General features: G+C 47.0%; 20 protein-coding genes, 16 tRNA genes and 2 rRNA genes. 37 read left to right on the top strand and 1 reads right to left on the bottom strand.

Features of this window, described 5'->3' with window-relative positions:
- The first annotated feature begins 27 nt into the window (after positions 1-27).
- The 15 genes from PWYN_RS01855 (at position 28) to PWYN_RS01785 (ending at position 12,340) form a co-directional block, all read left to right on the top strand.
- Positions 28-291 (top strand): hypothetical protein, encoded by a 264-nt coding sequence (locus PWYN_RS01855; protein ID WP_036647763.1) that lies wholly within the window; start codon positions 28-30, stop codon positions 289-291.
- Positions 292-376: 85 nt separating this feature from the next.
- Positions 377-910 (top strand): RNA polymerase sigma factor SigY, encoded by a 534-nt coding sequence (sigY, locus tag PWYN_RS01850; RefSeq protein ID WP_036647760.1) that lies wholly within the window; start codon positions 377-379, stop codon positions 908-910.
- Positions 903-1,238: a DUF5345 family protein gene (locus tag PWYN_RS01845; RefSeq protein WP_036647756.1), complete on the top strand. Its 336-nt coding sequence runs from the start codon at positions 903-905 to the stop codon at positions 1,236-1,238. The genes sigY and PWYN_RS01845 overlap by 8 nt, the downstream gene beginning before the upstream one ends.
- Complete coding sequence (locus PWYN_RS01840) at positions 1,235-1,450, top strand: DUF5652 family protein (protein WP_036647753.1); 216 nt, start codon at positions 1,235-1,237, stop codon at positions 1,448-1,450. Before PWYN_RS01845 ends, PWYN_RS01840 begins: the two co-directional genes overlap by 4 nt.
- A gap of 67 nt (positions 1,451-1,517) precedes the next feature.
- Positions 1,518-1,709: a PLD nuclease N-terminal domain-containing protein gene (locus PWYN_RS01835; RefSeq protein ID WP_036647750.1), complete on the top strand. Its 192-nt coding sequence runs from the start codon at positions 1,518-1,520 to the stop codon at positions 1,707-1,709.
- Positions 1,709-2,626, top strand: a complete 918-nt coding sequence (locus PWYN_RS01830; protein ID WP_036647747.1) for an ABC transporter ATP-binding protein — start codon at positions 1,709-1,711, stop codon at positions 2,624-2,626. The genes PWYN_RS01835 and PWYN_RS01830 overlap by 1 nt, the downstream gene beginning before the upstream one ends.
- Complete coding sequence (locus PWYN_RS01825) at positions 2,623-3,405, top strand: ABC transporter permease (protein ID WP_036647745.1); 783 nt, start codon at positions 2,623-2,625, stop codon at positions 3,403-3,405. Before PWYN_RS01830 ends, PWYN_RS01825 begins: the two co-directional genes overlap by 4 nt.
- Positions 3,406-3,496: 91 nt before the next feature.
- Positions 3,497-3,880 (top strand): hypothetical protein, encoded by a 384-nt coding sequence (locus PWYN_RS01820; RefSeq protein WP_036647744.1) that lies wholly within the window; start codon positions 3,497-3,499, stop codon positions 3,878-3,880.
- 199 nt (positions 3,881-4,079) lie between these two features.
- Entirely contained in the window at positions 4,080-4,367 is a 288-nt protein-coding gene (gene gatC / locus PWYN_RS01815; RefSeq protein ID WP_036647741.1) for an Asp-tRNA(Asn)/Glu-tRNA(Gln) amidotransferase subunit GatC, read from the top strand.
- A 29-nt stretch (positions 4,368-4,396) separates the two neighbouring features.
- On the top strand, positions 4,397-5,854 hold the full coding sequence (gatA, locus tag PWYN_RS01810; protein ID WP_036647738.1) for an Asp-tRNA(Asn)/Glu-tRNA(Gln) amidotransferase subunit GatA: 1,458 nt from the start codon (positions 4,397-4,399) through the stop codon (positions 5,852-5,854).
- Between the two features lie 30 nt (positions 5,855-5,884).
- Complete coding sequence (gene gatB / locus PWYN_RS01805; RefSeq protein ID WP_036647735.1) at positions 5,885-7,321, top strand: Asp-tRNA(Asn)/Glu-tRNA(Gln) amidotransferase subunit GatB; 1,437 nt, start codon at positions 5,885-5,887, stop codon at positions 7,319-7,321.
- Positions 7,322-7,411: 90 nt separating this feature from the next.
- The gene (locus PWYN_RS01800) at positions 7,412-7,891 is read left to right on the top strand and encodes a GNAT family N-acetyltransferase (RefSeq protein ID WP_036647732.1); all 480 of its coding nucleotides are present in this window, start codon (positions 7,412-7,414) and stop codon (positions 7,889-7,891) included.
- A gap of 36 nt (positions 7,892-7,927) precedes the next feature.
- Complete coding sequence (locus PWYN_RS01795; protein ID WP_240479654.1) at positions 7,928-9,868, top strand: DUF4097 family beta strand repeat-containing protein; 1,941 nt, start codon at positions 7,928-7,930, stop codon at positions 9,866-9,868.
- 125 nt (positions 9,869-9,993) lie between these two features.
- On the top strand, positions 9,994-10,416 hold the full coding sequence (perR, locus tag PWYN_RS01790) for a peroxide-responsive transcriptional repressor PerR (protein WP_036647730.1): 423 nt from the start codon (positions 9,994-9,996) through the stop codon (positions 10,414-10,416).
- Between the two features lie 190 nt (positions 10,417-10,606).
- Complete coding sequence (locus PWYN_RS01785) at positions 10,607-12,340, top strand: glycosyl hydrolase family 18 protein (RefSeq protein WP_169744079.1); 1,734 nt, start codon at positions 10,607-10,609, stop codon at positions 12,338-12,340.
- A 49-nt stretch (positions 12,341-12,389) separates the two neighbouring features.
- Here the strand turns inward: PWYN_RS01785 and PWYN_RS01780 are convergent, their stop codons facing one another.
- A complete protein-coding gene (locus tag PWYN_RS01780; RefSeq protein ID WP_036647726.1) occupies positions 12,390-12,755 on the bottom strand; it encodes a DUF2614 family zinc ribbon-containing protein in 366 nt (121 codons plus the stop codon).
- A 126-nt stretch (positions 12,756-12,881) separates the two neighbouring features.
- On the opposite strand from PWYN_RS01780, the gene PWYN_RS01775 reads away from it, so the two are divergent.
- From PWYN_RS01775 to PWYN_RS01670, 22 genes are all read left to right on the top strand, one after another.
- Positions 12,882-13,760, top strand: coding sequence for a nucleotidyltransferase-like protein (locus tag PWYN_RS01775; protein ID WP_052087681.1), 879 nt, complete (start codon positions 12,882-12,884; stop codon positions 13,758-13,760).
- 422 nt (positions 13,761-14,182) lie between these two features.
- A 16S ribosomal RNA gene (locus PWYN_RS01770) occupies positions 14,183-15,740 on the top strand.
- A gap of 417 nt (positions 15,741-16,157) precedes the next feature.
- A 23S ribosomal RNA gene (locus PWYN_RS01765) occupies positions 16,158-19,085 on the top strand.
- Together the 16S and 23S rRNA genes with 16 tRNA genes alongside form the textbook arrangement of a ribosomal RNA operon.
- 60 nt (positions 19,086-19,145) lie before the next feature.
- Positions 19,146-19,221 (top strand) — tRNA-Asn (locus PWYN_RS01760).
- A gap of 3 nt (positions 19,222-19,224) precedes the next feature.
- Positions 19,225-19,317, top strand: a tRNA-Ser gene (locus PWYN_RS01755).
- A 20-nt stretch (positions 19,318-19,337) separates the two neighbouring features.
- Positions 19,338-19,412, top strand: a tRNA-Glu gene (locus tag PWYN_RS01750).
- Between the two features lie 54 nt (positions 19,413-19,466).
- Positions 19,467-19,542: transfer RNA gene (locus tag PWYN_RS01745), tRNA-Val, on the top strand.
- Between the two features lie 21 nt (positions 19,543-19,563).
- Positions 19,564-19,640, top strand: a tRNA-Met gene (locus PWYN_RS01740).
- A 4-nt stretch (positions 19,641-19,644) separates the two neighbouring features.
- Positions 19,645-19,722: transfer RNA gene (locus PWYN_RS01735), tRNA-Asp, on the top strand.
- Positions 19,723-19,739: 17 nt separating this feature from the next.
- Positions 19,740-19,815 (top strand) — tRNA-Phe (locus tag PWYN_RS01730).
- A 20-nt stretch (positions 19,816-19,835) separates the two neighbouring features.
- Positions 19,836-19,911 (top strand) — tRNA-Thr (locus PWYN_RS01725).
- 5 nt (positions 19,912-19,916) lie between these two features.
- A tRNA-Tyr gene (locus tag PWYN_RS01720) sits at positions 19,917-20,002 on the top strand.
- 5 nt (positions 20,003-20,007) lie between these two features.
- Positions 20,008-20,081, top strand: a tRNA-Trp gene (locus PWYN_RS01715).
- A gap of 22 nt (positions 20,082-20,103) precedes the next feature.
- Positions 20,104-20,179, top strand: a tRNA-His gene (locus tag PWYN_RS01710).
- 47 nt (positions 20,180-20,226) lie between these two features.
- Positions 20,227-20,302, top strand: a tRNA-His gene (locus PWYN_RS01705).
- A gap of 21 nt (positions 20,303-20,323) precedes the next feature.
- Positions 20,324-20,398 (top strand) — tRNA-Gln (locus PWYN_RS01700).
- Positions 20,399-20,402: 4 nt separating this feature from the next.
- Positions 20,403-20,477: transfer RNA gene (locus PWYN_RS01695), tRNA-Gly, on the top strand.
- A gap of 10 nt (positions 20,478-20,487) precedes the next feature.
- Positions 20,488-20,561, top strand: a tRNA-Cys gene (locus PWYN_RS01690).
- A 10-nt stretch (positions 20,562-20,571) separates the two neighbouring features.
- A tRNA-Leu gene (locus tag PWYN_RS01685) sits at positions 20,572-20,650 on the top strand.
- 333 nt (positions 20,651-20,983) lie between these two features.
- A complete protein-coding gene (locus tag PWYN_RS01680) occupies positions 20,984-21,745 on the top strand; it encodes a methionine ABC transporter ATP-binding protein (protein ID WP_084146555.1) in 762 nt (253 codons plus the stop codon).
- Positions 21,738-22,400, top strand: coding sequence for a methionine ABC transporter permease (locus PWYN_RS01675; protein ID WP_036647724.1), 663 nt, complete (start codon positions 21,738-21,740; stop codon positions 22,398-22,400). The genes PWYN_RS01680 and PWYN_RS01675 overlap by 8 nt, the downstream gene beginning before the upstream one ends.
- Positions 22,401-22,454: 54 nt before the next feature.
- Positions 22,455-23,279, top strand: a complete 825-nt coding sequence (locus PWYN_RS01670; protein WP_036647721.1) for a MetQ/NlpA family ABC transporter substrate-binding protein — start codon at positions 22,455-22,457, stop codon at positions 23,277-23,279.
- Positions 23,280-23,334: the final 55 nt, after the last annotated feature.

Below are 23,334 nucleotides of genomic sequence, written 5' to 3'. Positions count from 1 at the left end.
AAAATGGCTGAAAAAGGGGACTTTTGCTTGAGAACAGACCTGCAATACCATCTGGATCTAGGGGGATATTTCGGTGGAAGTAAGAGGGCACTAGAGCAACTTTCTCAGGAGGAGAGCGGGATTATCTGCCGAGAAGTCGAAGAATACTATACATATAGCGGGTGCTGTGAACCGATACGCTCTTCTTTGCCGTCCGAGAATATCCCCATTCCTCTTTTCTGGAAGTTTCCTAATGAAAGAGGTTGTATTCAGCAGTGGCGGCTTAAGCTATGGGAGCACCGGAATAAATAATAAAAAAAGTATTGGATAGCATTGAACGATACTTAGGTTTGAATCGTATTATGAATGACATTTCAGGGGAGCGGCGGGGGAGCAGATGATTCAATGTGATCAGAGAATAATTAAGAAGGCTCAACAGGGTAATGCTGAAGCATTAGCGGAACTGCTCCGGGACCATTACACCTTCCTGCACAAATATTTGCTCAAGGTTACGTTGGACCCTTCTCTCGCAGAAGATATATGTCAGGATACGATGTTAAGGAGCATGGAGAAGATTACTTCATATAACGGAGCCTCCTCTTTTTCCTCTTGGTTGATAACCATCGCCACCCGATTGTACATAGACCGAATAAGGCGAAGTAAACGGGAAAAGGAATGGAATCTTAGACAGGAGCAAGGTATCCGGACCATTCGTTGGCAGTTCGAAAGCCGTAATGAGGAGTGGAGTGATGTGCTGGATGCTATATCCCGCCTGCCCTTACCCCAGAGGATGGCTGTTCTACTGAAGCATTATTATGGCTATGGATATGAAGAGATAGGAGCTATGCTGCAAATTCCGGAGGGGACGGTTAAATCTAGAGTAGCTTACGGGCTAAGACAATTGCGAAAGGAGCTTGGTGAAGATGAATAATGAGGATAAGAAGCTGCCAGATCCCCTGCTGGAGAAGCTAAAGTTAGGGCTTGATCGTCTGGATAACGTTTATTCAGATCTTAATCCTCCTTCTCTAAGCGCACTCACCTTGCGAATAAAGGCTGAGGCGATCAATCGCCGTAACCGAGAGCGTAAAGAAATGCTGCTCTTTTGGCTGCTGTCCCTATGTCTAATGGGTTCCTGCCTGATTTTACTGCTGGAAGCTCCATTGTTTTATCTGGTGATTCAAGGAGCCGTACCGGCGGCAGCACTCGTCATTGCCGCTGTAATTCGCCTAACCCGGAAAGGACAAGGTGCGGCAGAATGAATGAGCTGCGTGAAATACCGATAGTTTTTATTTTCCTGATTGTGTTGGCAGCTATGCTGCAAGGAACTTGTTTGTTCCGCAATGCTCGGAAACGGGGGAAGAGAGCTTGGTTCTGGGGCTTATGGGGAGTTACAACGATTCCGATGCCGTCAGTAGTCTATTTATTAGTAGTAGTACTTCCTGATTTAAGGCGTAAGGGAATAGAGGGATAAGAAGAATAAACGATGACCGTCCCATTAAGGACGGCAAAGCCGTTTCATCTTGAAAGGAGATGTACTTATGGAAGAAATTAATTGGTCATTATTATGGCCTATACTTGCACTTCAATTATTGCTGGCTGTCATCGGTTTGCTTTCGCTCCGAAGAGCAGAAGCTACGAGGGGACCCAAGTGGCTGTGGGTTATTATTATTCTCTTTGGTAATGTTGTTGGCTCAATCGCTTACTTTGTTTTTGGAAGGAAGGATATGTAATGCCGTCTCTTATGCAGGTCCGGAATTTATCCAAAAGCTACGGAAAACATTTATCTGTAAATAACATCCATTTTGATATAGAGAAAGGCCATTGCATTGCCCTGCTTGGACCGAACGGTGCAGGCAAAACAACTACCCTCCGTATGTTGGCCGGTCTTCTCGTACCGACCTCCGGGAGTATTAGCTTTGAAGGGGCCGTACCGGGATCAGACTACCGACAACAATTAGGATATTTACCCCAAGCGCCGGCTTTTTATGGCTGGATGAGTGGTCAGGAGTACGTAGTTTTTGCTGCGAAGCTTAGCGGATTAGGATCACGGGATGCTGTAAAGATGGCCGCTAAGGTGTTGGAGCGTGTGGGCTTGAAGGATGCTGCCCGCCGCCGGATCGCCGGATATTCCGGTGGAATGAAACAGAGGCTGGGGCTTGCCCAAGCACTGGTGCATCGTCCCCGACTGCTGCTACTGGATGAACCTGTCTCTGCACTGGACCCCATCGGACGGCGAGAGGTGATGGAAATGCTGCGAGAGATTCGAGAGGAAACGACGATAATCTTTTCCACGCATGTACTTCATGATGCTGAAGAAATATGTGATGACATTATACTACTCAATCAAGGTGTGATTGCTGAACAAGGAACCTTAGGAGACCTTCGTGCCAAATATCGTATCCCTGTTATCCGTATGCGGGTAGAGAAGCAGGATCAAGCTGTGCAGTGGCTGCAATCCATTGTCGCTAAACCTTTTGTGACGGAGGGCCAAGTGTCTGGAGAGGATGCTGTGTTTAATGTGAGCGATATAAAGGAGGCCCGCCAAGTGATTGTACAGGAAGCGGCGGCGCTTGGGATTCCATTGCTGCATTTTGAAGCGGGATCCTCCACCTTGGAGGATTTATTTATGAAGGTGGTAGGATCATGAGGAGTACTTGGATCTTTTGTCAAAAAGAAATGCTGGAGCTTGTCCGCAGCTATAAGCTGGCTTGGATACCGGTGGTGTTCATTATATTGGGCATCATGCAGCCGCTCACAACTTATTATATGCCCGAAATATTAAAGGCGGCCGGGAATGTTCCTCCGGCTCTGCTAGAGTCCTATGAGATGCCAAGTGCAGCGGCTACTATGGCCCAGGCCTTGGGACAGTATGGAACGATGGGTCTCTTGGTGCTTGCGTTGGCTGCGATGAATAGCTTGTCCGGTGAACGCTACAGCGGCACTGTTGAGCTGGTATTAGTTAGACCCGTCTCTATAATAGGGGTTGTTTTTGCCAAATGGGTTGCACAGCTGATTCTGCTAGCGGTTTGTCTGGGATTTGGAGCGGCAGCGGCAGCTTACTATACCGGGCAGTTGATTGGTGACTTATCGTGGATGCTTGTCATTTCCGCATCAGGGTTATATGGGCTATGGCTGCTATGTGTTCAGTCGCTCACCTTGCTTTTCAGTGCCTTTCTTCGCGGTCCTGTTGCTGCATTTATGGCTATACTGTCTGCGGCTGCACTTTCGCTGCTCCACAGCTTTCTACCGAACCGGCTCGAATGGACACCGGCAAGCTTACCTGCTTACTCCGCCCAACTCCTTACGGAAGGCAGTAAAAGTATGGGTTCAGCCTTGACCGGATCGCTAGGTTCTGCGGGACTTCTTATCATTTTATGTATTATCGGAGCTTCTCTAGTAACTGGAAGAAAAAAGCTTATAGGTTAACTGCTCTCTCCTAGTAGACATCACTATCATTTTTTAGTAGACTGTTGAAATAAGTAAACCATGATAGATATGGATTCGAGGAGGTAGGGCGATGCTGCAATTAGGAGAAAAGATTATCATTGTTGCGGATGCTTTCGAGCAAAATCTTCCTATCGGGGATTATGGCTACTTGATCGCTTATGACCGTAATCCGGATAACGCATTTGATTATGTCATTCGTGTACCACAGGCGAATCGGAATTTCTACGTCACTGCAGAAGATATTGAGGCGGAAGAAGAGTTGCTGATCTTTGAGGCAGAAAGAACTACACACGAGGCATTGATTGATTACGCATTGTCTACTTACAATGAGAAGCTGTTCCATCATTTAATGAACGGCGAATCTGTTGAGGCGGAAGAACCAGAAATTATTGCACAAGAGACTCTTTCCCAGGCGGAATTCATCAAACAGGTGAATCTTCGGGCTTGGATTTAAAGGAAGGTCGGTGAAAGCCGGCTTTTTTTAAAACATTATATAAGCTGTCCAGAAGATACAGGCTCCACTTTTGTGGGGCTATTTTCATATGTAAAAGCAGGTGGAAATACAAGCTCATTGAATTGTCCAAGCTTCTACAATATAATTAGTAACGTTAATCCGGGCGCTTTAGCCCTTTACATTAGGAGGGAAATTTCTTATGAGCATCACGGTCAAGGATGTGCAGCATGTGGCCAAGCTGGCCCGTCTGCAGTTAAGCCCGGAGGAAGAGGCAACATTCACAGAACAAATGAATGCTATTTTACAATATGCAGAAAAATTAAACGAGTTGGATACGGAAAATGTTAAGCCAACTACACATGTTCTCCAGGTCAGCAATGTAATGCGTGACGATGTGATTAAAGAGAGCCTTAGCCAAGATGAAGTTTTACTTAACGCTCCTGATCACGAAGAGGGACATTTCAAAGTGCCTGCTGTTCTAGAATAGATCAAAGATATAGGAAAGGGGATGTAATCTTGAGTCTGTTTGAATATCGATTACCCGAATTACATAATATGCTGCATAACAAAGAGGTATCGGTCAGTGAGTTGACCGAAGAATCCTTATCCGTTATTGCACGGCGAGACGGAGACATTCATGCCTTCTTGACTCTAAATGAAGAGGGTGCTCGGGCGACAGCCCGGTCTTTGGATGATAAATTGGCATCCGGGGAATCACGCGGTCTGTTGTTTGGACTTCCTGCAGGAATTAAAGATAACATTGTAACCAAAGGGCTGCGCACGACCTGCGCGAGTCAGTTCTTGACTAATTTTCGACCGATTTACGATGCGACAGTAACGGCTATGCTTCGACAGGCAGATGCTGTGACCATCGGTAAGCTGAATATGGATGAATTCGCTATGGGCGGCTCCAACGAGAACTCCAGCTTCGGAGTGGTCCGCAATCCATGGGACTTGGAACGCGTTCCCGGCGGTTCTAGCGGCGGTTCCGCAGCGAGTGTAGCGGCAGGTGAGGTATTCTTTGCGCTAGGCTCTGATACCGGCGGATCTATCCGACAGCCAGCCTCTTATTGCGGAGTAGTAGGCTTTAAGCCAACCTATGGATTGGTTTCCCGTTATGGTCTGGTAGCCTTTGCGTCATCATTGGATCAGATCGGTCCAGTTACGCGTAATGTAGAAGATTCGGCCTATGTACTGCAAGCCATTGCTGGCTATGACCCTAAGGACTCCACATCTGCAAAGGTGGATATTCCTGATTATTTAAGTGCACTTACCGGTGACATTACGGGATTACGTATTGCTGTACCTAAGGAATATATAGGTGAGGGTGTTGACGCCTCTGTTCGTGAGTCCGTACTTGCTGCTCTTAAAGTGCTGGAAGGTTTAGGTGCTGTGTGGGAAGAGGTATCCCTGCCACATACTGAATATGCAGTAGCTGCTTATTATTTGCTGTCCTCATCAGAAGCATCTTCTAACCTAGCCCGTTTCGACGGCGTTCGTTACGGTGCGCGTGTGGATGAAGGCGGCGGTTTGCTTGAGCTGTATCTGAACTCCCGTAGTCGCGGATTTGGGCCAGAGGTGAAGCGTCGTATTATGCTGGGCACCTATGCGCTAAGTTCAGGGTATTATGATGCCTATTACCTAAAAGCACAAAAGGTCCGTACCCTCATCAAACAGGACTTTGATGAAGTCTTTAAGAAGTATGATGTTGTCATTGGACCGACGGCTCCAACGACAGCCTTTAAGCTGGGCTCTCAGACCGAAGATCCGCTGACCATGTATCTGAACGATATCCTTACCATTCCGGTAAGTCTCGCGGGCATTCCAGCGGTGAGTATTCCTTGCGGTCTTGCGGATGGGCTACCTGTTGGGCTGCAGATTATCGGCAGAGAATTTGATGAGACTACCGTGCTGCGCGTTGCGCATGCCTTTGAACAAAATACAGAGCACCACAAGCAGCGTCCACAGCTGTAATATCTTCCAAAAGGAGGGGAATGGGTTACTATGTCATCTAAATATGAAACGGTTATCGGACTGGAAGTTCACGTAGAGCTTCATACAAAGTCTAAAATCTTCTGCGGCTGCTCCACAGAATTCGGGGCTCCACCTAATACACACACTTGTCCCGTATGTCTGGGTCATCCCGGCGTTCTGCCGGTACTGAACCGGCAAGCGGTGGACTATGCAATGAAGGCAGCTATGGCACTGAACTGTACCATTGGCGATGTCAGTAAGTTCGACCGAAAGAACTACTTCTACCCCGATTCACCAAAAGCTTACCAAATTTCGCAGTTCGATCAGCCCATCGGTTTGAACGGCTGGATCGATATTGAAGTGGATGGTGAGACCAAGCGGATCGGAATTACCCGCCTCCATCTAGAAGAGGATGCTGGTAAGCTGACTCACGTGGATGGTGGATTTGCTTCTCTCGTTGATTTCAATCGGGTAGGAACACCTCTTATTGAGATTGTTTCCGAGCCGGATTTGAGATCCCCTGATGAAGCGCGCGCCTATCTGGAGAAAATTCGGGCCATCATGCAATATTGCGATGTATCTGACGTTAAGATGGAAGAAGGCTCCATGCGCTGCGATGCCAATATCAGTCTTCGACCTGTAGGTCAGGAGGAATTTGGTATTCGAGCTGAGCTCAAGAACATGAACTCCTTCCGCGGAGTACTTCGCGGACTTGAATATGAACAATTCCGACAAGGTGAAATTCTGGATGACGGAGGTATTGTTGTTCAGGAGACCCGTCGGTGGGATGAGGCAGGCGGCAAGACCTTATCCATGCGGGGTAAAGAAGAAGCACATGATTACCGTTATTTCCCGGATCCAGACCTAATCGTGCTGCATATTAGTGACGCTTGGAAGGAGTCCATTCGGGCTACCATTCCAGAGCTGCCGAATGCTCGGCAAGCCCGTTACAGCGAGGAGTACGGTCTCACTGCTTATGATGCAGGTGTGATTACCTCTTCTATGCTTCTGGCTGACTTCTTCGAAGGAGCTCTTCATTACACTCCAGATGCTAAGTCTCTGGCTAACTGGATCATGGGTGACTTGCTCGGCTATCTAAATGCGAATAACCTCGAGCTTTCGGATGTGAAGATTACTCCACAGGGTCTTGGTGAAATGATTGGACTAATAGCTGGCGGAACCATCAGCAGCAAGATTGCGAAGACTGTCTTCAAGGAAATGCTGGAGAGCGGGAAGCTGCCTGCCGCCATCGTTGAGGAAAAGGGCTTAGTCCAAATTAGCGATGAAGGTGCTATCAAAGGAATCGTAGAAGCGGTTGTAGCGGCTAACCCGCAATCCGTAGAGGATTACAAAGCGGGTAAGCAGAAAGCAATAGGTTTCCTAGTAGGACAAGTTATGAAAGAGAGTAAAGGTAAGGCTAATCCTGGGCTTGCCAATAAGCTATTGGCAGAGGTTCTGAACAGCTAGTCTGTTGTTTGGGTAATATAAAGGAGCAACCTATAACGAGGGCTTGTCGGTAACGACAAGCTCTTCGCGGTCTATAAGGGGATTGATAATATGAATGAATTTGTGAAGCTGGATCTGCAGGATGAACTCACGATCAACGAACTATGGACTCTTCAGCATAAGGCTTATCGATTGGAAGCTCAGCTCATAGGCTTTCTGGATATTCCTCCACTTTTGGAGACCCGGGACATGCTCCGCAGCAGCTCAGAGACCTTTTATGGTTGTGTGAGTGAGGACGGGGATATTATGGGGGCTGTGGCAACAAAGGAAGAGTTGCCGGGTAAGCTCACCATTACACGGATGATGGTAGACCCCGATCATTTTCGAAAAGGGATTGCAGGCAGTCTGTTGAATTATGTGTTTGAGCAATATAACGACATGGAACAATTTATAGTTTCTACCGGCAAGCTAAATACGCCAGCGGTTTCTTTATATATCAAACATGGATTTATCGCTGCTGGAATAGAGGAAGTGGCTCCGGGTGTAGAACTTATTGAGTTCAACCGTTCCGGTAAATTAGAGACATGCTAAACCACCTGATATTCGATAGAAAGGAGGAGCTCCCAAGTGATAAATGAACCTGAAATGCACCCGGTAACCGAAGCATTGAATGACTCTGAGATCTTGGAATCCGACGGATTGGATAACATGAGCGAAGTGATTCCTCCGCGTCCCAAACGACGGCGACCGAGAAAACATAAATTTGTTGCCGGCCTGCTGGCGGTCCTGATACCGGGAACCGGACATTTGTATTTGGGGCTTCTCCGCAAAGGGATTTCACTGATTTTTATTATCTTGTTAGACATTGCGGCACTGCTTTATTTCTCCTCTATTGGCATGCAAATAAATGTGCCGCTGCTTATCTTATTGGCCCTGCTTATTCCTGTGCTTTATTTTTATAACGTATTCGATGTCCTGCAGACCTCAGATCGGATCTTAAATCTTCTTAATCATAACGGAGCAAAGGATGAAGGTGGGGTTGATTCTGATCTGAATCCTGCTTCCCCAGTTTCCAAGCGTCGTTCTCTAGTTAGCGAACCGGGGATTTCGTTCGGGCTGTTACTGCTCTTTGGAGGCGCATTACTTATCATGTTCCGTCAAAAGCCTGTTTGGTTGCAGGCTTACATTGAACATTATGCAGGAGTGACTGTTGCGGCATTACTTATCTGTATAGGTGTACTTCTGGGTGTTCGTGAAATCGCCAAAAGAATTAGTAAGCGTGGAGGAAGCGGAAGCCTCAATATATATCGTATAGGAAGGTTTACTGCAGTCCTTCTTCTTATAAGCGTTGGAGTATTACTGCTATTAGACTGGAAAGACCATACCGAAAATATGCTCCTTCTGCTAAAATGGTGGCCTGTTGTTCCTGTATTATGGGGCATAGAGTATTTACTTATGTATTTTTCTACGCGTCGAGCGGACTATGGCACATCCCATCCTGGCAAAAAGTTTCGACTTGATGTGAGCGGAGTGATAACAGCCGTCGTAATTTCAGTCAGTGTATTTATAGTGGCGGAACAAGAGCATTATATTCATTTATGGAATCGGGTGAATTTAAATCTGACAGCAGCAGCCGTGGATTATGGTGAAGCGACAGGCACTAAATATCAGAAGCCTACTTTAATTGTTCCGGTTGAACTGAAATCGGCCAAGCTAACCATTGATGCGATTAACGGTGATATTTTGCTGCATAGGGCTCCGGTTGAGGATATAGAGATTGTGGCTACCGTGTGGGTGGATCAGTTGGAGGGAGTAATGGCGGAGGCGATTTCAGAACAGTCCTTCATTGAAGTCGCAGAGGGTTCGAACATTAAGATAACCCCCAAGGGCAAGGCTTATGGAGAGTCCGGTAAACGCCAGCCGCGTATTGATATGGATATTTTAGTTCCTGAAGATCGTCGCTTTAATTTGCAGGTGCGAACAATGAATGGTGGCATAACACTGCAAAACGTAGAAGCGATTGAAGATATTTCTCTTGAAACGGGTAATGGTGAGCTCATACTGCACAAAGTATATGGGGACATTACAGGAAAGACGCTGAACGGGGCGGTTCGTGTCCGAGACGTTCAAGGGAGTGTGGATCTCTCAACAAGCGGCGGGGATATGAATGCATGGGATATTGCCGGCTCGCTAAAGCTTTCTACCGCTGTTGGGAACGTTGCGACTGTCAATAGTGGAGGAACTGTCGATATTGTTAGCAAAAACGGGAATTTGACCGTTACAGAGGCTAGGATGAAGGTTCATGCGGAATCTCTCAATGGCAGTATTAATGTTCGTTCAAGCCAAATTGGTGGAGATTGGGATATATACAGTGCAGTGGGTGATCTCGATCTGTTCCTACCTTTAGTTGGAAGCTATTCCGTGGAGGGTTCTAGCGGGTATGGGGATATATCCTCTGATATTCCAGAACTTTTTATTGATAAAAAAACAGTCTCTGGAAAAGTCGGTACGGGCGAATATAAGCTTCACTTGGAGGGAAACAGCAACCTAAATGTGAGGAAATATTGAAATAAGTAATATTTATTATATAATAATAAATATAATGTAAAGACTGCGTTGACAATAATGAAAGCACAGTCTTACAATTATAATTAGATTAATAAATATGTTTACCATAAGGGGCGGTGACATTGATGGGTAGTGGCGTTCAGCATGCATTGGAACAACTGAAGACAACCGGTGTCCGTATTACGCCCCAGCGTCATGCTATATTAACCTATTTGATGGAAGCGATGAACCATCCTACGGCAGATGACATTTACCGGGCGCTGGAACCCAAGTTTCCGAGTATGAGTGTGGCAACCGTGTACAATAATTTAAAAATGTTCATGGAAGCGGGTATGGTTCGAGAATTGACCTATGGTGATAATTCCAGCCGTTTTGATGCTAATGTATCTGATCATTTTCATGTCATCTGCCAGATTTGTGGCAAGATTGAGGATTTCAGTTACCCATCCCTTCACGAGGTGGAGCACCGTGCGGAGCAGGCTACCGGGTTTAAGATCAAAGGATTGCGAATGGAGTTATATGGGGTTTGCCAATGCTGCACAGAGTAGCAGTTTTGAAATGATAATTGAATGGATCCGAGGCAAAAGTCTTGCCGAAGTTTTAAGAACGTGCTGAATCCTTAATTGGAGGAATCACGTTTTATTTTTTTTGGAAACCAAATGGACTCATAAGCGTATTCTACAAGGGCGGCCATGCCGCTTTTGTGCAATCTTCGTATTCTCAAAAAAAAGCAATTATATGGAGGATTTAATTTTGGATAGAAGACAGAGACAGAAGCGTGTGAAACAGCGCGGAGGTCTTTTTCGCCGCCTGCTGGGACTATTTATTATAGCGGCCGCTGTATATTGGGTCGTATTTTATGTGATGCCTAATCGTCTGCATGTAGATCCTGACTGGAAAGGAATGGACAAGCCTTTATTTGTTAAGGGTGTTTTAACGGAGTATTCTGCTTCAGGTACCGGAGAAAGTCTATTGATACCCCTGCCCTTTTTACAGAAATATGTAGATTCCTCGATTCGTTACGAGGCTGAGAGCAAGTCGGTTATTCTATCTACTGACAGTGAGCTGCTATTCATGCAAGAAGACACCACAAAGGCTAGTTTAAATAACAAACCTTTGCAGCTGCGGTTAGCCCCGGAGGAAAAGGGTGGATTCACTTATCTTCCTGCGGAAACCTTGAAGGACTTATATGGTTTTGAAATACAGGAAGATACTGTGACTGGAGCCGTTCAGTTAATGCTGGCTGGTGAGAATGTTCCGCTAGGTAAGGTTAAGGGGGATAAAGAAGATAACAGTACTCCTCTTCGGAATAAAGCAACCATTCATGCTCCTATTGTGGCCGATATGGCCCCCGGAACTGTCGTGAAGATTTGGGAAACCGATGAGGACTGGTTATATCTACAGATGAGTAATGGATATACGGGTTGGGCCCAGAATAAAGATATTCTTCCGAATGGTCGAAAAGTAGTAAAAGTGCAGCCGTTATCCCCAACACGCGCTGAGCGCAGCTGGAGTGGTAAACCCGTGAACCTGGTCTGGGAAGCCGTATATGAACGTAAGCCTAATCCCAAATCGATCGGTAAGCTTCCTGGTGTTAATGTGGTTAGTCCAACCTGGTTCCGGATCGTAGACGGGGAAGGGAATGTTCGCAGTCAAGCGGACAGCGTATATGTACAATGGGCCCACAATCAGGGAATGGAGGTATGGGGGCTTCTTTCTAACAGCTTTGAGGCGGACATGACTACGGTGGCGCTGTCTACTTATGAGAAACGCATGCGAATCATTGTCCAAATGCTTGAATATAGCGATCTTTATGATTTGGATGGAATCAATATAGATTTTGAGAATGTGCATACGAAGGATGGCGAGAATGTCACGCAATTTATGCGGGAGCTGAAGCCGATGGCACAGGCCAAAAATCTAATTGTATCTATAGATGTAACACCGAAATCGAACAGCGAAATGTGGTCATTGTTTTTGGATCGCCGTGCTCTCGGAGGAATAGCTGACTTTATTATAGTTATGGCTTACGATGAACACTGGGCATCAAGCCCTACAGCGGGTTCTGTCGCCTCCTTGCCATGGGTAGAGAACTCTATAAGCCGAATTATTGAAGAAGATGACGTATTACCTGAGAAGATCATTTTAGGCATTCCTTTATATACCCGTATCTGGTCTGAGATTAAGGTAAATGGAAAGATCAAAGTAAGTTCCAAGGCTGTAAGCATGGATGCGGTCGCTGAGATTATTAGCACCAAAAAGTTGAAGCCGAAATTAGATCAAGAATCAGGACAGAATTATGTGGAATATAAAGAAGATGGGATACCTCGTAAAATATGGATTGAAGATAAAGTATCGCTTAAAGCGAGGGTTCAGTTATCGAAGTCATTTGGTCTTGGAGGTGTAGGCTCTTGGAATCGCAGCTTTGCGAATCCGTCGGCATGGAAAGAGCTGAATGAAATACACAAGTAACAGGCTAAACTTAAGGGGCTTCCGAAATCGGAAGCCCCTTATTTGTTGTTTATGATTTAAGTTGCTGATTTTCAAGCTGCTCTGCCGTGATAGTGGCTTGTTCTGGATCCATAGTTAAAATAGTATGGCAGAACATGCATCGGTCTGTCTTGCCAAGCATTTTGGTCATCTTGTGACATTCAGGACAGTCCACCTGTACAGCACTCGTTGACAACATGCCTGCCCAAAAATATATAGCTAGACTTGCCATCATCGAAATCAATCCAATCACAAGCCCAACTGCCGCTACAACTTTTCCCGCATGCCCCCAAAATACAATACCGGCTGTCCCGAGAATCATTAGTCCCATACCCAGCATGGTAAGCAGCAATCCCCATGTACGAAAAGCATTAATTTTAGCTGATTTAAAAATCATGAGTATTTGCTCCTAACTTAAATAGTTCTCACGTCCAGAAGGAACTAACATGAAAAAGTAGAATTATATTATAAATGAATTATAGCTGAACTGACGCGAAATCGCCATATTTGATGGAGGGAAGGCATGGAACTATCCAATTTAAGAATTATAAGTGGAGAAACGTTTGATGAGAGTGTTCTTGGAGTCATTACTTTGGGGCAGCAGGGAAGCATTCCTTTTCAAAGTGCACTGCTTCACGAATACGATAGGCTTGTACTGATGCTGCATACTGAACTGAACAAGGAACGGATAATCCGACATTCAATTGATGGTGGTATGCGTACCCAGACGTTGCATGTCGATATTCAAGCTTTGGAACGTGCGGTAACTGCCGGAGATAATAATGAGCTTGTTACGAGCTTGTTGGCTGGTGAGGTGGTTTGGGATCCGCAAGGTATTCTTGAGAATCTGCGGCAGACCATACTTCAATTCGAGCAACCGCTTAAGGAACGTGTTTTATTTATGGAGATTTCACGCTTTTTGCATATGTATGTGAAATCAAAACGTTATATTGCTGCAGGTTGTATCATGGATGCTTACAATTGCGTCTTAATTGCCTTATATCATTGGGCTCGCATTGAGGTAAGTGAAGGCGGCAGGTTTCCAGAACCGGCTGTGTGGGATCAACTAAAGAGCCAGAATACATCGGTATATAAATTGTATGAGGAGTTAACGATTAGCACCGAAACGTTGGAACAGAGAGTGGAGCTTGTATTATTGGCCTGTGAATTTGCGATTATGTCGAAAATGGCGGATTGCTGCACGTTGCTTTTAACCATTCTGAATAGTCGTAATGAACCATGGGGCGTTGAAGAATTATTGATTCAGCCTGGTGTGAGTCATTTGGAAGCTGAACTTCCTATTATATTGAGAAAGCTGGCTTCCCGTTCACTGATTAGAGAAATAACTTCTTGGGCAGACGGTAGTACCGGAGATGGTCATACCGTACGTTACACCATATAGAGATAATAATACTGTAGGATAGGGAGGGGCATTAGCACTCTCTTTTTTTGTTTATCTCTATTAATGAAGAATACTATTTATTGTATAATATTTAGGGTTGACTCAATCCTTGTTAATGTGATAAATTATAACTCGTCCCTCTGAAGAGTTAACTCAATTCAGAAGCGTTAGAAAGACAGACAAGAAAATTAAGTTTTAAAAAAAAGCTTGACTGAAACGTGGGCGCCGTGATATATTATAAAGGTCGCTGCTGAGACAATAATAGCGACAAACGAGACATTGATCTTTGAAAACTGAACAACGAGTGAGTGGGATTTTACGAGAGTAAAATCCAAAATCATGGACTTCTTGAAGACCATGATCAGAGAATTTTTTAATTCTCGTCAGATGTTTCAAAATGAGCAATCGCTCTTTCTAAATACAATTTGGAGAGTTTGATCCTGGCTCAGGACGAACGCTGGCGGCATGCCTAATACATGCAAGTCGAGCGGAGTGATTTTGAAAGCTTGCTTTCAAAATCATTTAGCGGCGGACGGGTGAGTAACACGTAGGCAACCTGCCCCTTAGACTGGGATAACTACCGGAAACGGTAGCTAATACCGGATAATTTCTTTCCTCACCTGAGGAGAGAATGAAAGACGGAGCAATCTGTCACTGAGGGATGGGCCTGCGGCGCATTAGCTAGTTGGTGAGGTAACGGCTCACCAAGGCGACGATGCGTAGCCGACCTGAGAGGGTGAACGGCCACACTGGGACTGAGACACGGCCCAGACTCCTACGGGAGGCAGCAGTAGGGAATCTTCCGCAATGGGCGAAAGCCTGACGGAGCAATGCCGCGTGAGTGATGAAGGTTTTCGGATCGTAAAGCTCTGTTGCCAGGGAAGAACGTCCGGTAGAGTAACTGCTATCGGAGTGACGGTACCTGAGAAGAAAGCCCCGGCTAACTACGTGCCAGCAGCCGCGGTAATACGTAGGGGGCAAGCGTTGTCCGGAATTATTGGGCGTAAAGCGCGCGCAGGCGGCTATTTAAGTCTGGTGTTTAAACCTTGGGCTCAACCTGAGGTCGCACTGGAAACTGGGTGGCTTGAGTACAGAAGAGGAAAGTGGAATTCCACGTGTAGCGGTGAAATGCGTAGATATGTGGAGGAACACCAGTGGCGAAGGCGACTTTCTGGGCTGTAACTGACGCTGAGGCGCGAAAGCGTGGGGAGCAAACAGGATTAGATACCCTGGTAGTCCACGCCGTAAACGATGAGTGCTAGGTGTTAGGGGTTTCGATACCCTTGGTGCCGAAGTTAACACAGTAAGCACTCCGCCTGGGGAGTACGGTCGCAAGACTGAAACTCAAAGGAATTGACGGGGACCCGCACAAGCAGTGGAGTATGTGGTTTAATTCGAAGCAACGCGAAGAACCTTACCAGGTCTTGACATCCCGATGTAAGCATTAGAGATAGTGCCCCTCTTCGGAGCATCGGAGACAGGTGGTGCATGGTTGTCGTCAGCTCGTGTCGTGAGATGTTGGGTTAAGTCCCGCAACGAGCGCAACCCTTATGCTTAGTTGCCAGCACATTATGGTGGGCACTCTAAGCAGACTGCCGGTGACAAACCGGAGGAAGGTGGGGATGACGTCAAATCATCATGCCCCTTATGACCTGGGCTACACACGTACTACAATGGCCGGTACAACGGGCTGCGAAATCGCAAGGTGGAGCGAATCCCAACAAAGCCGGTCTCAGTTCGGATTGCAGGCTGCAACTCGCCTGCATGAAGTCGGAATTGCTAGTAATCGCGGATCAGCATGCCGCGGTGAATACGTTCCCGGGTCTTGTACACACCGCCCGTCACACCACGAGAGTTTACAACACCCGAAGTCGGTGGGGTAACCCGCAAGGGAGCCAGCCGCCGAAGGTGGGGTAGATGATTGGGGTGAAGTCGTAACAAGGTAGCCGTATCGGAAGGTGCGGCTGGATCACCTCCTTTCTATGGAGAATCGTTTCCTGTAACGGAAACATTCGAACAGAAGCGTTAAGCTTCTATAAGGACCCTTGAAGGTTCGAACCACTCACTCGTTGCTCAGTTTTGAGAGTTCAACTCTCAAAAGGTATCATTTCTAAAACTTACTTGTAGCCAAGTAGATGCGGTAAATGATATGATCTTCTTCCGGGGTTAAAGCCGGATGAGATAAAACTTGATCCTTGAAAACTGGATACCGAAACGAATTTGCGTTTTAGAACATCTTTTAGCTATAACTTGTGCAAACAAGTAAATTAGTTATTAGCTGGAAACGAAGGTTTTGGATTGTGAAGCGACCTTTGGCTTTGAATTCCTTGTGAACGATTTCTAATCGTGAACGAGATTCAAAACAAGATGAGCGAACAAGCCAAACACCGGAGTGATGGTTAAGCTAATAAGAGCACACGGAGGATGCCTAGGCGCCAGGAGCCGACGAAGGACGTGGCGAACAACGAAACTGCCTCGGGGAGCTGTAAGCAAGCTTTGATCCGGGGGTGTCCGAATGGGGAAACCCAGCTGTGGTAATTCGCAGTTACTCATACCTGAATACATAGGGTATGTAGAGGCAGACCAGGGGAACTGAAACATCTAAGTACCCTGAGGAAGAGAAAACAATAGTGATTCCGTCAGTAGCGGCGAGCGAACGCGGAACAGCCTAAACCAAGGGGCTTGCCCCTTGGGGTTGTGGGACGTCTCACATGGAGTTACAAAGGAATACAGTAGATGAAGAGGTCTGGAAAGGCCCGCGATAGAGGTAAAAGCCCTGTAATCTAAACTGTGTTCTCTCCGAGACGGATCCCGAGTAGTGCGGGGCACGTGAAACCCCGTATGAATCCAGCAGGACCATCTGCTAAGGCTAAATACTACCTGGCGACCGATAGTGAAACAGTACCGTGAGGGAAAGGTGAAAAGCACCCCGGAAGGGGAGTGAAATAGAACCTGAAACCGTGTGCTTACAAAAAGTCAGAGCCCTATCTATGGGTGATGGCGTGCCTTTTGTAGAATGAACCGGCGAGTTACGTTTAACATGCAAGGTTAAGTCGAGAAGACGGAGCCGCAGCGAAAGCGAGTCTGAATAGGGCGATTTGAGTATGTGGACGTAGACCCGAAACCGTGTGATCTACCCCTGTCCAGGGTGAAGGTGCGGTAACACGCACTGGAGGCCCGAACCCACGCATGTTGAAAAATGCGGGGATGAGGTGGGGGTAGCGGAGAAATTCCAATCGAACTCGGAGATAGCTGGTTCTCCCCGAAATAGCTTTAGGGCTAGCCTCGGTATTAGAGTAGTGGAGGTAGAGCACTGATTGGTTGCGGGGCCCGCAAGGGTTACCAAGATCAGTCAAACTCCGAATGCCATATACTTATTGCCGGGAGTCAGACAGTGAGTGCTAAGATCCATTGTCGAAAGGGAAACAGCCCAGACCATCAGCTAAGGTCCCCAAGTGTGTGTTAAGTGGGAAAGGATGTGGAGTTGCACAGACAACCAGGATGTTGGCTTAGAAGCAGCCACCATTGAAAGAGTGCGTAATAGCTCACTGGTCGAGTGACTCTGCGCCGAAAATGTAACGGGGCTAAACACACCACCGAAGCTATGGCTAGATACTAAGTATCTGGGGTAGGGGAGCGTTGTATATACGTTGAAGGTATACCGTGAGGAGTGCTGGAGCGTATACAAGTGAGAATGCCGGTATGAGTAACGAAAAGATCAGTGAGAATCTGATCCGCCGAAAGCCCAAGGTTTCCTGAGGAAGGCTCGTCCGCTCAGGGTAAGTCGGGACCTAAGGCGAGGCCGAAAGGCGTAGTCGAAGGACAACAGTTTGAAATTACTGTACCACCGTAATCCGCTATGAGCGATGGGGTGACGCAGGAGGGTAGTGACGCGGACTGATGGAAGTGTCCGTCTAAGCAGTGAGGCTAATGTGTAGGCAAATCCGCACATTATTAGGCCAGGCTGTGATGGGGAGCGAAAATTGTAGTAGCGAAGGTCATGATCTCACACTGCCAAGAAAAGCCTCTAGCCAGGAGAAGGTGCCCGTACCGCAAACCGACACAGGTAGGCGAGAAGAGAATTCTAAGGCGCGCGGAAGAACTCTCGTTAAGGAACTCGGCAAAATGACCCCGTAACTTCGGGAGAAGGGGTGCCCCGGTAGTGTGAATAGCACGAGGGGGCCGCAGTGAAAAGGCCCAAGCGACTGTTTAGCAAAAACACAGGTCTGTGCGAAGCCGCAAGGCGAAGTATACGGGCTGACGCCTGCCCGGTGCTGGAAGGTTAAGGGGAGCGGTTAGGAGCAATCCGAAGCTGTGAACCGAAGCCCCAGTAAACGGCGGCCGTAACTATAACGGTCCTAAGGTAGCGAAATTCCTTGTCAGGTAAATTCTGACCCGCACGAATGGCGTAACGACTTGGGCGCTGTCTCAACGAGAGATCCGGTGAAATTTTAATACCTGTGAAGATGCAGGTTACCCGCGACAAGACGGAAAGACCCCATGGAGCTTTACTGCAGCTTGATATTGAATTTGGGTACGATCTGTACAGGATAGGTGGGAGCCAGAGAAGTAGGAGCGCAAGCTTCTGCAGAGGCGACGTTGGGATACCACCCTGATCGTATCTAGGTTCTAACCTAGTGCCCTAATCGGGTACGGGGACCGTGTCAGGCGGGCAGTTTGACTGGGGCGGTCGCCTCCTAAAGAGTAACGGAGGCGTTCCAAGGTTCCCTCAGAATGGTTGGAAATCATTCGAAGAGTGCAAAGGCATAAGGGAGCTTGACTGCGAGACCTACAAGTCGAGCAGGGACGAAAGTCGGACTTAGTGATCCGGTGGTACCGCATGGAAGGGCCATCGCTCAACGGATAAAAGCTACCCTGGGGATAACAGGCTTATCTCCCCCAAGAGTCCACATCGACGGGGAGGTTTGGCACCTCGATGTCGGCTCATCGCATCCTGGGGCTGAAGTAGGTCCCAAGGGTTGGGCTGTTCGCCCATTAAAGCGGTACGCGAGCTGGGTTCAGAACGTCGTGAGACAGTTCGGTCCCTATCTGTCGTGGGCGCAGGAAATTTGAGAGGAGCTGTCCTTAGTACGAGAGGACCGGGATGGACGTACCGCTGGTGCATCAGTTGTTCCGCCAGGAGCATGGCTGAGTAGCTACGTACGGACGGGATAAGCGCTGAAAGCATCTAAGCGTGAAGCCCCCCTCAAGATGAGATTTCCCAATTAGTAAGACCCCTTGAAGACGACGAGGTAGATAGGTTGGAGGTGGAAGTGCAGCAATGCATGGAGCTGACCAATACTAATCGGTCGAGGGCTTATCCAAATATCTAAACGCAGATTTGTTTCGGATTCAGTTTTCAGGCGATCAAGCCTGAATATATATTCCCTGATAGCTCAGTTGGTAGAGCACTCGACTGTTAATCGAGTTGTCACAGGTTCGAGCCCTGTTCGGGGAGCCATATGGAGAGGTGTCCGAGTTTGGCCGAAGGAGCACGATTGGAAATCGTGTAGGCGCCACAAGCGTCTCGAGGGTTCGAATCCCTCTCTCTCCGCCATAATATTTTCTTAGTAGTTTGGCCCGTTGGTCAAGGGGTTAAGACACCTCCCTTTCACGGAGGTAACATGGGTTCGAATCCCATACGGGTCACCATTTTTCACTTGATTTTGTAGGTTGAAATTGGTATGATAACAATTGTTCGTTTATGGAGGCTTAGCTCAGCTGGGAGAGCATCTGCCTTACAAGCAGAGGGTCGGGGGTTCGAACCCCTCAGCCTCCACCATCAATTTTATATTGCTTATGACGCGGGGTGGAGCAGCCCGGTAGCTCGTCGGGCTCATAACCCGAAGGCCGCAGGTTCAAATCCTGCCCCCGCAACCAATTTGGAACCGTGGTGTAGTTGGCCTAACATGCCTGCCTGTCACGCAGGAGATCGCGGGTTCGAATCCCGTCGGTTCCGCCATTTATATTTTGTACTAAGGCTCGATAGCTCAGTCGGTAGAGCAGAGGACTGAAAATCCTCGTGTCGGCGGTTCGAATCCGTCTCGAGCCACCATAAGCCTTACAAAAGAATACGCCGGTGTAGCTCAACTGGTAGAGCAACTGACTTGTAATCAGTAGGTTGGGGGTTCAAGTCCTCTCGCCGGCACCATCCTTGGAGGATTAGCGAAGTGGCCAAACGCATCAGACTGTAAATCTGCTCACGTTAGTGTTCGGTGGTTCGAATCCATCATCCTCCACCAGTTTTAGGGGCATAGTTTAAGGGTAGAACAACGGTCTCCAAAACCGTTGGTGTGGGTTCAATTCCTGCTGCCCCTGCCAATAATTTTTAAAGTATAATATGGCGGTCGTGGCGAAGTGGTTAACGCACCGGATTGTGGTTCCGGCATTCGTGGGTTCGAGACCCATCGGTCGCCCCATATTCTTTAAAAGTTATTATATTAAAAAGTTAGTTTTGTATCATATGGCGATCGTGGCGAAGTGGTTAACGCACCGGATTGTGGTTCCGGCATTCGTGGGTTCGAGACCCATCGGTCGCCCCATTTTACTTTCTATTTGTATGTTGGGGATTAGCCAAGCGGTAAGGCAACGGACTTTGACTCCGTCATGCATAGGTTCAAATCCTATATCCCCAGCCATATTGCGGACGTGGCTCAGCGGTAGAGCATCGCCTTGCCAAGGCGAGGGTCGCGGGTTCGATTCCCGTCGTCCGCTCCAACTGTTTTATGGCGCCATAGCCAAGTGGTAAGGCAAAGCTCTGCAAAAGCTTTATCCCCAGTTCAAATCTGGGTGGCGCCTCCATTTAGTATTTGCCGGCGTGGCGGAATGGCAGACGCGCTCGACTCAAAATCGAGTGGGAAACCGTGGAGGTTCGAGTCCTCTCGCCGGTATCTGAAATAGGCTTATAAAATTGCCTTCGAGCAGTTTTATAAGCCTATTTTATTTTTGTTTGAAACGGACTGATTTTTAAATCAAGCATAGGGTATAACAGTAGAGCAGTGGAAATCCTCGCGATTTCAACTGCTCTTTTTTGATTTTGACAGATGAGTACAATCTATGAGTTAACCCTATCTGAAAAAATAGATAAAAAAGTGGTGACACAGCGGAGAAAATGCCTTATTATTTATAGATAATTTTAAAGAAACAGTTTTTAAATAATTATGATACAATAGATTGAATCCTCACCAGAATCATTCTTAGGCGGAACGGAAGGGGGAATCATCATCCTATCGCTAAATGAGGTAAGCAAAAGCTACAAGCTGCGGGACGGGCTGTATAAGGCTGTCGATAATGTTTCACTCGAGGTCAATGCGGGAGCTATACATGGCATTATCGGTGCAAGTGGAGCCGGGAAGTCTACGCTGCTGCGAATGATCAATTTACTGGAACAACCTGATCAAGGAACCGTTACCATAGATGGACAGCAATTGATGGGATTGCCGGATAAGCAGCTACGAAAGGAGAGGCAGAAGATTGGAATGATTTTTCAGCAATTTAATCTAGTATCAAACGCAACAGTCAGCCGTAATGTATCCATCCCCCTGGAGCTGGCAGGTATGCCGAAGAAAGAGCGGATAAGGCGCGTGAAGGAGTGTTTGAAGTTTGTAGGACTTGAGGACAAAGAAGAGCAATATCCCGCCCAGCTCAGCGGAGGACAGCGTCAGCGTGTAGGTATCGCCCGTGCTCTGGTTAACAACCCCAAACTGTTGCTCTGCGATGAGCCAACCTCTTCACTTGATCCTGCAACTACAGTGGAGATTTTAAATGTGTTAAAGCATGTGAATTCAAGTCTAGGGGTAACCATTATGATTGTCACTCATGAGATGGACGTTATCAAAACCATATGCAGTCACGTCTCCGTGATGGAAAGCGGGCGAATCATTGATTCGTTCTCAAGGGAAGACGGAAAATTCCGTCCAGCCGCAGGAAGCTTTAGTTCCTATAGGGAACAGATTATCGGCAAAGAGAGAGAAGTCTATGTTTGAGAGTATGATTAAGTATCAGGCCCAAATGTGGCAATCGATCGGGGAAACTTTTGTGATGGTAGGAATATCGGTCAGCGCTGCCCTGCTCCTGGGACTTCCACTGGGGACACTGTTGTTTTTTTGTCGAAAAGGCCAACTTTATGAGAATAAGTACTTGTCTTTGATACTGAACAGTATTGTTAATATTGTACGTTCCTTTCCCTTTTTGCTGCTGGTCGTTGCCCTGATTCCCCTAACTCGCATGATTGTAGGAACAGCCATTGGCACGATCGCAGCAACGGTACCTCTGTCGATTGTCGCTATAGTTTATTACTCGCGTTTGGTTGAGCAATCTTTGTTAGAGGTGCCAAAAGGTACGATTGATGCGGCCTTGTCTATGGGAGCTTCCAAGCTGAGTCTTACCTTTAAGTTTCTGTATGTCGAAGCTCGTTCAGGATTGGTGCTCGGATTGACAACCTCGACGATCAGCTTTATATCTTTCTCAACAGTGATGGGAGTTGTCGGTGGGGGCGGAGTCGGAGACTTTGCAATCCGTTATGGGTATCAGCGTTTTGAGACGGAAGTGATGATCTATGCGATTCTAGTTATGATCGTACTGGTGCAATTTGTTCAATTCGCGGGAGGTTCCTTGTCGAGACTTCTCGATAAGAGATGATGAATGTGTAAATCAACAACTATTCGTACTATAAAATGGAGGCTAGCTGCACTAATGAAAAAATTAATTATATTGGTTCTGACACTTACGGTTATCATTGCAGGTTGTGGAGAGAAGAAAACATCTGAAGGTAGCCAAGCTCCAAATTCAACTGTGTCTAATAAGTTGAAAGTTGCGACACTGATTCCTCCGATGACGGATATCATGGATATTGTGAAACCATTACTGAAAGAGGATGGTATCGAGCTTGAGATCATGGTACTGTCGGATAACGTGCAGCCTAATGAGGCGTTAGCCAATAAGGAAGTTGACGCTAACTTTTTTCAACATGTTCCCTACATGGAGCAGTTCAATGCCAGCAAGGGATCTGATCTTGTAGCAGTCCAACCTATTTATAATGCGATTTACGGTGGTTATTCCAAACGTTTTAAGAATATCGAAGAATTACCGGATGGATCCACTCTTGTAGTGGCAAATGATCCGTCGAATATCGGGCGTTCCTTGGTCATGTTCGAAGCAGCGGGGTTAATTAAGCTGAAGGAAGGCGTAGGGATTCAAGCAACTCAGGCAGACATTATTGAGAATCCAAGAAAGTTTGTGATTGAGGAAGTGGATTTACTGATGCTGGCCCGCATGCTGGATGATGCTGATTTGGTGGCCATGACTCCAGCTTACGCCAGTCCGCTTGGACTTACACCCAAGAAGGATGCGCTGATTACGGAAAGTGAGGAATCCGAGTTTTCCATTACTCTGGTTTCCCGTAAGGATAACAAGGAGTCCGCAGCCATCAAAAAGCTAGCCGAGCGGATGAGTGGTCCTGAAGTGAAAAAGTTTCTGGAGGACAACTACGCAGATATCGCAATTCCCGCTTTTAAATAAAAGAAATCAATATACTAAGGTGATTTGACTAGCAGCAGGCTTCCTGAATTAGGGA

Source organism: Paenibacillus wynnii, from assembly GCF_000757885.1.
Taxonomy (GTDB): Bacteria; Bacillota; Bacilli; order Paenibacillales; family Paenibacillaceae; genus Paenibacillus_AQ; species Paenibacillus_AQ wynnii.
Note: the sequence above shows the minus strand (reverse complement) of the source record. Positions and strands in the feature narration are given on the sequence as shown.

Coding starts and splice junctions, on each gene's coding strand:
- PWYN_RS01780 (WP_036647726.1), bottom strand. CDS start 12,755: ATGATTTTTAAATCAGCTAAAATTAATGCTTTTCGTACATGGGGATTG.
- gatC (WP_036647741.1), top strand. CDS start 4,080: ATGAGCATCACGGTCAAGGATGTGCAGCATGTGGCCAAGCTGGCCCGT.
- PWYN_RS01820 (WP_036647744.1), top strand. CDS start 3,497: ATGCTGCAATTAGGAGAAAAGATTATCATTGTTGCGGATGCTTTCGAG.
- PWYN_RS01845 (WP_036647756.1), top strand. CDS start 903: ATGAATAATGAGGATAAGAAGCTGCCAGATCCCCTGCTGGAGAAGCTA.
- sigY (WP_036647760.1), top strand. CDS start 377: ATGATTCAATGTGATCAGAGAATAATTAAGAAGGCTCAACAGGGTAAT.
- PWYN_RS01800 (WP_036647732.1), top strand. CDS start 7,412: ATGAATGAATTTGTGAAGCTGGATCTGCAGGATGAACTCACGATCAAC.
- PWYN_RS01840 (WP_036647753.1), top strand. CDS start 1,235: ATGAATGAGCTGCGTGAAATACCGATAGTTTTTATTTTCCTGATTGTG.
- gatB (WP_036647735.1), top strand. CDS start 5,885: ATGTCATCTAAATATGAAACGGTTATCGGACTGGAAGTTCACGTAGAG.
- PWYN_RS01830 (WP_036647747.1), top strand. CDS start 1,709: ATGCCGTCTCTTATGCAGGTCCGGAATTTATCCAAAAGCTACGGAAAA.
- PWYN_RS01825 (WP_036647745.1), top strand. CDS start 2,623: ATGAGGAGTACTTGGATCTTTTGTCAAAAAGAAATGCTGGAGCTTGTC.
- PWYN_RS01775 (WP_052087681.1), top strand. CDS start 12,882: ATGGAACTATCCAATTTAAGAATTATAAGTGGAGAAACGTTTGATGAG.
- PWYN_RS01675 (WP_036647724.1), top strand. CDS start 21,738: ATGTTTGAGAGTATGATTAAGTATCAGGCCCAAATGTGGCAATCGATC.
- PWYN_RS01670 (WP_036647721.1), top strand. CDS start 22,455: ATGAAAAAATTAATTATATTGGTTCTGACACTTACGGTTATCATTGCA.
- PWYN_RS01835 (WP_036647750.1), top strand. CDS start 1,518: ATGGAAGAAATTAATTGGTCATTATTATGGCCTATACTTGCACTTCAA.
- perR (WP_036647730.1), top strand. CDS start 9,994: ATGGGTAGTGGCGTTCAGCATGCATTGGAACAACTGAAGACAACCGGT.
- PWYN_RS01785 (WP_169744079.1), top strand. CDS start 10,607: ATGGAGGATTTAATTTTGGATAGAAGACAGAGACAGAAGCGTGTGAAA.